General features: G+C 68.6%; 10 protein-coding genes. 8 read left to right on the top strand and 2 right to left on the bottom strand.

Annotation, left to right across the window (positions count from 1 at the left end; genetic code table 11):
• Window positions 1–115 precede the first annotated feature (115 nt).
• The 8 genes from ACGFU7_RS29820 to ACGFU7_RS29785 all read left to right on the top strand — a co-directional run bounded on the left by ACGFU7_RS29820 (window position 116) and on the right by ACGFU7_RS29785 (window position 7004).
• On the top strand, window positions 116–760 hold the full coding sequence (locus tag ACGFU7_RS29820; protein WP_393699789.1) for an HAD family hydrolase: 645 nt from the start codon (window positions 116–118) through the stop codon (window positions 758–760).
• 42 nt (window positions 761–802) lie between these two features.
• Window positions 803–2008 (top strand): MFS transporter, encoded by a 1206-nt coding sequence (locus ACGFU7_RS29815; protein WP_393699787.1) that lies wholly within the window; start codon window positions 803–805, stop codon window positions 2006–2008.
• Window positions 1977–3149, top strand: coding sequence for an acetoin utilization protein AcuC (locus tag ACGFU7_RS29810; RefSeq protein WP_393699785.1), 1173 nt, complete (start codon window positions 1977–1979; stop codon window positions 3147–3149). Before ACGFU7_RS29815 ends, ACGFU7_RS29810 begins: the two co-directional genes overlap by 32 nt.
• 123 nt (window positions 3150–3272) lie before the next feature.
• On the top strand, window positions 3273–4088 hold the full coding sequence (locus ACGFU7_RS29805; protein WP_393699783.1) for a phosphatase: 816 nt from the start codon (window positions 3273–3275) through the stop codon (window positions 4086–4088).
• A gap of 128 nt (window positions 4089–4216) precedes the next feature.
• Window positions 4217–4429, top strand: a complete 213-nt coding sequence (locus ACGFU7_RS29800; protein ID WP_014046653.1) for a helix-turn-helix domain-containing protein — start codon at window positions 4217–4219, stop codon at window positions 4427–4429.
• Between the two features lie 110 nt (window positions 4430–4539).
• Window positions 4540–4638, top strand: a complete 99-nt coding sequence (locus ACGFU7_RS29795) for a 30S ribosomal protein bS22 (protein ID WP_003948845.1) — start codon at window positions 4540–4542, stop codon at window positions 4636–4638.
• 188 nt (window positions 4639–4826) lie between these two features.
• Complete coding sequence (locus tag ACGFU7_RS29790) at window positions 4827–5921, top strand: NAD-dependent epimerase/dehydratase family protein (protein ID WP_393699782.1); 1095 nt, start codon at window positions 4827–4829, stop codon at window positions 5919–5921.
• A gap of 15 nt (window positions 5922–5936) precedes the next feature.
• Window positions 5937–7004: a lysophospholipid acyltransferase family protein gene (locus tag ACGFU7_RS29785; protein WP_393699780.1), complete on the top strand. Its 1068-nt coding sequence runs from the start codon at window positions 5937–5939 to the stop codon at window positions 7002–7004.
• Window positions 7005–7135: 131 nt separating this feature from the next.
• Here the strand turns inward: ACGFU7_RS29785 and ACGFU7_RS29780 are convergent, their stop codons facing one another.
• Together ACGFU7_RS29780 and ACGFU7_RS29775 are read right to left on the bottom strand one after the other, a co-directional pair.
• Complete coding sequence (locus tag ACGFU7_RS29780) at window positions 7136–8326, bottom strand: DUF5667 domain-containing protein (RefSeq protein WP_393699779.1); 1191 nt, start codon at window positions 8324–8326, stop codon at window positions 7136–7138.
• Between the two features lie 225 nt (window positions 8327–8551).
• A complete protein-coding gene (locus tag ACGFU7_RS29775) occupies window positions 8552–9328 on the bottom strand; it encodes an ECF subfamily RNA polymerase sigma factor, BldN family (protein WP_030928170.1) in 777 nt (258 codons plus the stop codon).
• Window positions 9329–9648 lie beyond the last annotated feature (320 nt).

Below are 9648 nucleotides of genomic sequence, written 5' to 3'. Positions count from 1 at the left end.
TACTGCAGGGGGGACCCTGTGGGAGAGTAGGACGCCGCCGAACTCCTTTTACGGGAAAGCCCCGTGCCCTTGTGGCACGGGGCTTTTCTGCGTTCTGAGCGTCTAGGCTCGAACCATGCGCTACGAACTGGTCATCTTCGACAACGACGGTGTGCTCGTGGACAGCGAGCCGATCTCCAACACCATCCTGGCCGAGTACCTCACAGAGCTCGGTCACCCCACCTCGTACCAGGAGTGTCTTCGCGACTACATGGGGGCTGCCGTGCACCGGGTGCACGATCTCGTCGAGGAGAGGACCGGGGAGAAGCTGCCCGCGGACTTCGACGAGACGCTTCACTCGCGGATCTTCGCCGCGTTCCAGCGGGAGCTGGAGCCGGTGGCGGGTGTCGACGATGTGCTGGGGAAGCTTGTCGCCGACGGGGTCGCCTACTGCGTCGCGTCCTCCAGCAGCCATGAGCGGATCCGGGTCGGGCATCGCAAGACCGGGCTCGACCAGTGGTTCGAGGAGGAGTGGATCTTCAGCGCGGAGGATGTGGGGCAGGGAAAGCCGGCGCCCGATCTGTTCCTGCATGCCGCCGAGCGGATGGGCGTACCTCCCGAGCGGTGCGTCGTCATCGAGGACAGCCCGCTCGGAGTGGAGGCGGCCAGGGCCGCGGGGATGGATGTGTACGGGTTTGCGTCGATGATGCCGGCGGACCGGCTCGCCGGGGTGACCGGGCACTTCTCCGACATGAGCCAACTACGGGAATTGCTCGCCTGATCCATCTACCCACGGGTAGAGACTGGCCCTACGCTCGCGGCCATGACAGATGCTCGTTTGCGGCACGGCAGGGCCTCCCTCGCGTTGAGCTTCTTCGTACAGGGAGTCACCTTTGCTCTGCTCGTGACGCGGATTCCCGCCATCCAGGACCGGTACGGGATATCCGACGGGCTGCTGCCGGCGTTCCTGGCCGCGGTGCCGATCCTGGCCGGGGTGGGCAGCGTGGTCACCGAGAAGGTGGTCGCGCGGGTGCGGCCCGGGCTCGTACTGAGGTGGGCGCAGCCCGTTGTGCTGCTTGCGCTGCTCGGTGTCGGGGCCGGGAGCGCGCTGTGGGAGGCGGCCCTGGCGCTCGGCGTGTTCGGGCTGGCCGTCGGGGCGCTCGATGCCTCCATGAACATGATGGGGGTCAGTCTTCAGCGGGCGTACGGGCGTTCCATCATGCTCGGGTTCCATGCCGCGTACAGCCTGGGCGGGATCGCCGGGGCGTCCATGGCGTGGGCCGGGGCGCACTGGGATCTTTCGCTGCTGGTCTCGTACCTGCCGGCGGTTGTCGTGCTGTTGCCCGTCGCGTTCATCGGGAGCCGGTGGTACGCCGAGGGCGTGTCGGTGGACGAGGGGCCGGGGGAGCCGCAGGGGAAGGGGGCCGCCTCGGTCTCCTTCAAGTTGCTGATGCCGCTCTGTCTGGTGATGAGCTTCGCCTACATCGGGGACTCGACGGTCTCCAACTGGAGTGCCAAGTATCTGCAGGATGTGCTGGGGAGCTCGGAGCAGCTGTCGACCGTTCCTTACAACGTCTACATGGTGACGACGCTGCTGGGGCGTGCCGTCGGGGACTTCGGGGTGCGGCGGTTCGGGGCTGTGGCCGTGGTGCGGTCCGGGAGTGTGCTGGCTGCTGCCGGGTTCGGTGTGGTGGCGGTGGCCGGTGGGGCGTGGGTCGGGATGCTCGGGTTCACCCTGCTGGGGCTCGGCCTGTGTGTGATCGTGCCGCAGACGTTCGCCGCCGCCGGGCGGATGTTCCCCGGGGCGAGTGATACGGCCATCGCGCGGCTGAACATTTTCAACTACGTGGGATTCCTGGTGGGGTCGCCGCTGGTGGGGGCGCTCGGGGATGCCTGGAGCTATCGGGGGGCGATGCTGGTGCCGATGGTGTTGGTGCTGGCGACGCTCGTGTACGCCAAGTCGTTCGGTGCGGAGCCTGCCCGATACGGTGGCGGGCATGAGCGGCCGCACACAGTTGATGTGGGATGACGCAGTAACGGGATACGACTTCGGGGAAAGCCATCCGATGGATCCCGTCAGACTCGCCCTGACGATGGGGCTGGTGCGGGCGTTCGGGCTCGACGGTGCGGTGGATGTGGTGGCGGCCAAGCCCGTCGGGGACTCCACGCTGCGGCTGGTGCACCGCGAGGACTATGTGGCCGCCGTGCGCGCCGCCTCGGCGGATCCGAAGCACGCCGATCAGAACTACGGTCTCGGGACGGTGGACGATCCCGCGTTCGCGGGGATGCATGAGGTGTCTGCGCTGATCGCCGGGCAGTCGGTGGCGGCGGCCGAGGCGGTGTGGCGCGGTGACACCGCGCATGCCGTGAACTTCGCGGGCGGGCTGCACCACGCCATGCCGGGCGGTGCGGCGGGGTTCTGCATCTACAACGATCCGGCGCTCGCCATTGCGAGGCTGCTGGAGCTGGGTGCCGAGCGGGTCGCGTACATCGATGTGGATGTCCATCACGGTGACGGGGTGCAGGCGGCCTTCTGGGAGGATCCGCGGGTCCTGACCGTGTCGCTGCACGAGCACCCGCGCACGCTCTTCCCGCAGACCGGCTGGCCGGAGGAGACCGGCTCGGGTGCGGGTGAGGGCAGTGCGGTGAATGTGGCGCTGCCGGCCGGTACGGGGGATGCGGGGTGGCTGCGGGCGTTCCATGCGGTGGTGCCGGAGCTGCTGGCGGACTTCAGGCCGCAGGTGCTGGTGAGTCAGCACGGGGCCGATACGCATTTCGAGGATCCCCTCGCTCATTTCGCGGTGTCGCTGGACGCGCAGCGGGCGGTGATGGCGGCCTGTCACGATCTCGCCCATGAGTACGTGGAGGGCGGGCGCTGGGTGGCGCTCGGCGGGGGCGGTTATGCGGTGGTCGATGTGGTGCCGCGGTCCTGGACGCATCTGGTGGGGATCGCCGCGCATGCGCCGATCGCCCCGGAGGCGGTGATTCCGTCCTCGTGGCGGGACGAGGTCTATGCCCGGACCCGACAGTTGGGGCCGGCCCGGATGACGGACGGGCGTACTCCTTCCTGGAAGTCGTGGGAGGAGGGGTACGACCCCGCGGACCGGCTGGATCAGGCGGTGCTGGCGACCAGGCGGGCGGCGTTCCCGTTGCGGGGGCTGCTGACCTGAGGCGCGCGGGGGACGGTTGCGGTGCGGCCGTTTCCGTGCGGTGGTGAGGAAGGGTTACGCCAACTGTGGGGTGTATCCGGGCTTCTGGCCCCCCGTCTGGGTGATTGGGGGAGCATCGGTGGGGTGTTGAGCACCGGAGCGCTGCGTGCGCATCTGCTGGCGGCCCGGCTGGCCGGGCCCGTGGCCACATCGAGGGAAGTGAGTCTGCGGAGCTATCGGCTCTTCGCGGCCCGCGACCCGCGGGTGATGCTCGGCCTCGACCCCGAATGGGGCTGGAAGGAGCCCGATCTTCTTCGCCTCATGGCCGACAAATGCGGGGTTTCGGACAATCCTGCGCATGTCTCGGGCCCTGATGTGATCGATCCGGAGCGGACCCTGGCAGGTCTTGATGCCTTTGCCGTGCGGCTGTCGTATGCCGCGGTCCGGCGGGCGCCGGTGCTGTTCGGGACCGGTCATCCGCACCGGCTGCTCGGTTTCTACGCAGAGCTGGCAGACGCCATGTCGGCGGCCGGGTGCCCCGTACTCACCCCCGCGCAGGGGCAATGTATCGACATAACGACCCGGTTCGGCGTACGCACGCACAGCCTCGACTACGTACGAGGAGTCGCGATGGTGCGCGAACCCGGCGTGCGGGCTCCCGGTGGTGACACCGGCGCACATACCCATTCGCCGTTGCCGGTCCGGGTCGCTCTGGAGGCGGTCGCGGAAGGCTGCGGGCGGCTGCCGGAACTGGTCGTCGGGGACCACGGATGGGTCTGCGGGGCAGGTCAGCTGGGCATCGAGGCGATCGGTCTTGCGGATACGGACGATCCGGCGCTGTTCGTCGGGGAGGCCGAGGGGCGGGTGTCGGTCGCCGTTCCGCTCGACGACGGCGTGCGGGCCGCCTACTACCGGCCGCTCACTCGCTATGTACTCAATCGGGCGTGTCTGTCACAGTAGGCGGCCGATCGTCTCTCCTCTTCCCCACTCGCATCACACGCCCCTAACCTGGGGAGTGAGCGCACAACGACGAAGAGTCACCGGAGGGGAAGCCGGTGCGCGTCTCGTGCGGAAGGTACAGGTGGGTCATGGCTGCTGGCAGCGAGAGGCCTCTCAACGAGGTCAAGTTTCTGACTGTGGCGGAAGTCGCCTCGGTCATGCGGGTGTCGAAGATGACCGTGTACCGCTTGGTGCACAGCGGTCATCTGCCGGCGATCCGGGTGGGAAGGTCCTTCCGGGTTCCGGAGCAAGCGGTTCACGAGTATCTCCGCGAGTCCTTTGTGGGGGTGGAGTCCGCCTGAGGTTCACCTCGGATTACGCCCCTCACGCGGTGGCGGGTAGGCTAGGCCGACGTAGGTCGTGTGGGCCCAGACGCCCCGCACCAGTGAAGAAGAAGTGAGCGAGGGTAGTCGTGGGCTCTGTTATCAAGAAGCGGCGCAAGCGGATGGCCAAGAAGAAGCACCGCAAGCTGCTCAAGCGCACGCGCGTTCAGCGTCGCAACAAGAAGTAAGCGAACGCAGTTCGTGAATCCGCAGCCCTCCCGCCGACATGGCGGGAGGGCTGCGGTGCGTTGTGGGGCGGTACGTACGCACATTCGGGCCAAAGACTCGGCAGAAGGCCGCCGCGCGGTCATCACAGGGCAACATCCACCCGCTACGGTGACGGCCAGGGGAAACCTTTCGACGGAAGGCGCTGATCTTGGGGAAGGTCGTGCTGGTCACGGGAGCGGCCCGGCAGCTGGGCGGCCGCTTCGTGCGGCGCATCCAGCGTGATCCGGAAGTGGACCGGGTGATCGCTGTCGACGCGGTCGCGCCCGGACACCAGTTGGGCGATGCCGACTTTGTGACGGCGGACATCCGTCAGCCCGCGATCGCCAGAGTCCTCGCCGAGCACTCCGTCGACACGGTGGTCCATCTGGACGTCTCCGCCAAGGCGGTCGGCACGGGTGGCCGGACCACCGTCAAGGAGACCAACGTCATCGGCACCATGCAGCTGCTCGGCGCCTGCCAGAAGGCGCCGAGCGTGCGGCGGCTGGTGATCAAGTCCAGTACGAATGTGTACGGCTCCGCGCCCCGCGATCCCGCGGTCTTCACCGAGACCACCCCGCCCAAGTCCCTGCCGAGCGGGGGCTTCGCCAAGGACGTGGTGGAGGTCGAGGGGTACGTACGGGGCTTCGCGCGCCGTCGGCCGGACGTCGCCGTGTGCGTGCTCAGGTTCGCGAACATCCTGGGGCCGCAGGCGGATTCGCCGCTCGCCGACTACCTTTCGCTGCCCGTACTGCCGACAGTGTTCGGATACGACCCGAGGCTCCAGTTCGTGCACGAGGACGATGTCGTCGACGTACTGGGAATCGCCTCGCGCGAGCCGAGGCGCGGGACGCTGAACAGCGGCACCTTCAACATCGCCGGGGACGGCGTGCTGCTGCTCTCACAGTGCTCGCGACGGCTGGGGCGGCCGACGATGCCGTTGCTGCTGCCCGCCGTCACCTGGGTCGGCCAGGCGCTGCGTACGGTCGGCATGACGGACTTCTCGCCCGAGCAGATCCGGCTGCTCACCCACGGCCGGGTGGTCTCCACCGTCCAGATGCGCGAGACCCTGGGTTTCCACCCGCAGTTCAGTACCGCGGAGACGTTCGCGGAGTTCGCGCGCAGCCAGGGGCCGGGACTGCTGCCGCCGGAGGCGGTGGGCAGGGCGGTCGACCGGCTGGCCGCCATGCCGTTCGCCGGGGCGGCCGGCGATGTTCCGGGGATCACCGGGGCGGGCGACACACACCCGACCCCCAGCGCCAGGTAGAGGAGCGCACCGACGATGGCGGATGCCAAGGTCATTCCGTTCGACGACGACCGTTCGCGGCCGGGCGGCTCACCGCGCTCCGCGCGACGCCGGTCCGCAGGGGGCGCCAGCCGGGGCCAGGGGCCCTCGGCGGCCTCTGTGTTCGGGACTGCGGCCGTCAGTGCCCTGCCGGGGCAGCAGGACGCCTCGCTGCCGCAGCAGGAGCCCCAGCAGGCCGGACAGCCCCTGGAGGGGGCCGGGCGCGGTGGCTGGGACCGGCGGATCGCCGGCGGGCTCGCGTTTCTGCGGCGGCGGGTCACCGGTGAGTACGACGTCGACGAGTTCGGGTACGACAAGGAACTGACCGATCAGGTCCTGATGTCGATGCTGCGGCCGGTGTACGAGAAGTACTTCCGGGTCGAGGTGAAGGGCATCGAGAACATCCCGTCCGACGGCGGGGCGCTCATCGTGTCCAACCATTCGGGGACGCTGCCGCTCGACGGGCTGATGCTCCAGGTCGCCGTGCACGACAACCATCCGGCGGGGCGGCATCTGCGGCTGCTCGCCGCCGACCTCGTCTTCATGCTGCCGGTGGTCAACGAGCTTGCCCGCAAGGCCGGGCACACGCTGGCCTGTGCGGAGGACGCGGAGCGGCTGTTGCGTCGGGGCGAGGTCGTCGGGGTGATGCCGGAGGGCTTCAAGGGCATCGGCAAGCCGTTCGGCGAGCGGTACAAGCTGCAGCGCTTCGGGCGGGGCGGCTTTGTCTCCACGGCGCTGCGGGCCGGGGTGCCGATCGTTCCGTGCTCGATCGTGGGGGCGGAGGAGATCTACCCGATGATCGGCAACTCGAAGACGCTGGCGCGACTGCTGGGCTTTCCGTACTTCCCGATCACGCCGACGTTTCCCTGGCTGGGGCCGCTCGGGGCGGTGCCGTTGCCGACGAAGTGGACGATCCAATTCGGGGAGCCGATTTCCACGAGTGGGTATCCGGTGGAGGCGGCGGAGGATCCGATGCTGATGTTCAATCTGACGGATCAGGTGCGGGAGCAGATTCAGCACACGCTGTACAAGTTGTTGGTGCAGCGGAGGTCGGTGTTCTTCTGAGGGGCGTACCGGGGCGCCCGGGGGCGCTTTTGTCCTCAATCGCCGGACGGGCTTGGTTTTGCCGCCCGTCGGACTTGATCCGCGGCAGTGAGTGGGCTTGGAGGGCCCGTCCGGCGATTTGAGGGGTTGCGCTAGTCGTTCAGGTCCTCGCCGTTGATTCCCAGGCCGGGGAGCAGGCCGGGGAGGAGCGGGGGCAGGGTGACGTCCGGGGTGGGCGGGGGGCTGATCCGGCCGTCGGCGGACGGGGTGGTCCCCGGGGGTGGGGTGCCGAAGAGGCCGTCCGTGCCGCCGGTGATCAGGCCGCCGGCCGGGGTGCTGCCGGATCCGGACGGGTGGGGCGAGGCGCTGTCGCCCGTACGGCCCTGTGAGGCCCCCGGTGACGAGGGCGAGGACTGGTCCGTACGGGACGGTCCCGTGCCCTGCTCCGTTTCGTCCGACTGCTGCGAGCCGCTGCTCCTGCCCGGGGTGCGGGGCAGCAGCGACTGCAGCGGTTCGACCTCTTCGTCTATGGCGTCGAAGACCGAGCTGACCTGGTCGCCGACATCGGTCAGCTGTACGGGCAGCCGGTCGCGCAGGCTGCTCCAGCTGTCGCGGTGCGAGCGGGAGAAGGACTCCAGGGTCTGGATCGGGCCGATGGCGCCGTTCTGTTGATAGGCGGAGTGGAGCAGGCGGTGGCCCTCGGTGGCGTCGTGCGTCATGCCGTTGAGCGTGCGCCTGACCTCGCCGAGCTGTTCGTGGTCCAGATCGCCGGAGCGGGCGCGCTCCATCAGGCGGCGGGCTTCGCTGAGCCGGGTCGATGCCTGGTCGAGGTAGACCTCGCCGCGGTCGGCGTCGCCGCTGGCCATGCCGAGGTGGATGTCCTCCATGCCGCGCTTGAGTCCGTACAGCGAATCACCCGGCAGGGCGTCGGAACTGGCAGCGGCCACTCCGCCGAAGGCTCCCGCCGCCACACCGACGGTGAGTCCGCCGGCCGCGAGGCCCTTTGTCCAGCGTGAGCGCGGACGCAATTTCCGGAGCGGGGAGGCCCGGTGGGCCCCCTTGGTCCGCTGTTCGGGCACCGTAGGGCCCGCGGACGCACCGCCCTCGGCGAACATGGCTTCCATGGCGGCGACGAGCTGGGCTCGCTGCACCACTTTGACTTCGGGATCCAACTCCGGCCGCGGTAGCTCACCGAGGCCGTTCGCCAGGGCCAACAGCGTTCCGTGGTCGGCCGGTTCGGCCGGTTCCTCGGGCTGTACGGCCGCCGCACCGTGGAGTGACTGCTCCTCCAGGGCCTGGGCGAAGGCGTTCGCCCGCCGGTGTGCCGAAACGTTTGCGATCACTGGCGGCACCTCCTCTCGTCATGACGGTCGACTCCCCTGGGGGTCCGGAAGGTTGCACACCTTGAGCGCTTCCACACGAATGAGTGAGTGTCGGCGGACATGGGGTGACGACAGGGGGCCTGCAACCGGCACAACGAGGGATGCGGCACATGGGTTACGCACGAAGGATGATCGGACCAGTGCGTGATGAACATATTGCCGAGAGTGATTCGGCCTGGGGTGGGGTCAGCGGGCATCGTCCGGAAGGAGCCGTGCCAGGGTGCGGACGGCGCGGTACTGCAGGGTCTTGATCGCGCCCTCGTTCTTGCCCATGACCCGGGCGGTCTCGGCGACCGAGAGGCCCTGCAGGAAGCGCAGGGTCACGCACTCCTGCTGCTGGGGGTTGAGTCGGCGCACGGCCTGCAGCAGTGCGGCGTTGGAGAGGGACTCCAGGACGGAGTCCTCCGGGCTGCGCTCGACCTCGTTGGCGTCGAGCATTTCGCCGGTGGTCACCTCCAGCCGGAAGCGGCTGGACTTGAAGTGGTCGGCTACCAGGTTGCGGGCGATCGTGACCAGCCAGGCGCCGAAGTCGCGGCCCTGCCAGGTGAACGTGGAGATACGGCGCAGGGCGCGCAGGAAGGTCTCACTGGTGAGGTCCTCCGCTGTGGCCTTGCCGCCCACGCGGTAGTAGATGTAGCGGTAGACGGTGTCGCTGTACTGGTCGTAGAGGCGGCCGAAGGCGTCAGCCTCGCCGGCCTGTGCGCGCTCGACGAGATCCATCATGCGCGCGCTGTCGCTGTCGGCGGTGGGCCGGCGAACGGTGGACGTAGTAGTTGCGCCGCGGTTGCTGCGTCTTCCGACCGCTGCACCGCGTTCGGCCAGGGCGTAGCAAGGGCCGACAGGTGCAGGGGTGGCAAATGCGGGTACGGCGTACGCGGTGGGGACGAAGCCGCGCAAGCGGTCGGCGACCGTTGCGCGCAGCGTAGCCAGGCCCGAGGCGTCAACCCCGACGTGTGGGTACACGGGACTCCCAGAGGCAGAGCTTCCATCACGTGCAGTTCGAAACCGTCACTCGTCGTAGTGAGTGGTGGGTTCCGGAATGCGTCTGAGGAGAATAACGCTTCGTACAGGCAGTGCTACACCCAGTTGCGCAAATCATCGATTACGTCGTTTCTGTAGCGACTAATCGATGCATCAAGTAGCACATCGTGACCGATTATTGATCGGATTACTTCGCGATCTGCCTACGGGCGCGACGGGTTGTGGTCGGGTGCGAGCAATCCGACTGGCGGGCGCGGCCGGCGGGTAAGGGGTCCCGATTGGCGGCAGGCGTTCGGGCGTGG

The organism is Streptomyces sp. NPDC048473, from assembly GCF_043200155.1.
In the GTDB taxonomy this organism is placed as follows: domain Bacteria; phylum Actinomycetota; class Actinomycetes; order Streptomycetales; family Streptomycetaceae; genus Streptomyces.
The sequence above is the reverse complement of the archived record's forward strand: the minus strand, read 5'-3'. Positions and strand labels throughout refer to the sequence as shown.

Excerpts from the sequence above, each read along its gene's own strand:
- ACGFU7_RS29785 (WP_393699780.1), top strand. The coding sequence starts at position 5,937 with ATGGCGGATGCCAAGGTCATTCCGTTCGACGACGACCGTTCGCGGCCG.
- ACGFU7_RS29810 (WP_393699785.1), top strand. The coding sequence starts at position 1,977 with ATGAGCGGCCGCACACAGTTGATGTGGGATGACGCAGTAACGGGATAC.
- ACGFU7_RS29815 (WP_393699787.1), top strand. The coding sequence starts at position 803 with ATGACAGATGCTCGTTTGCGGCACGGCAGGGCCTCCCTCGCGTTGAGC.
- ACGFU7_RS29820 (WP_393699789.1), top strand. The coding sequence starts at position 116 with ATGCGCTACGAACTGGTCATCTTCGACAACGACGGTGTGCTCGTGGAC.
- ACGFU7_RS29800 (WP_014046653.1), top strand. The coding sequence starts at position 4,217 with ATGGCTGCTGGCAGCGAGAGGCCTCTCAACGAGGTCAAGTTTCTGACT.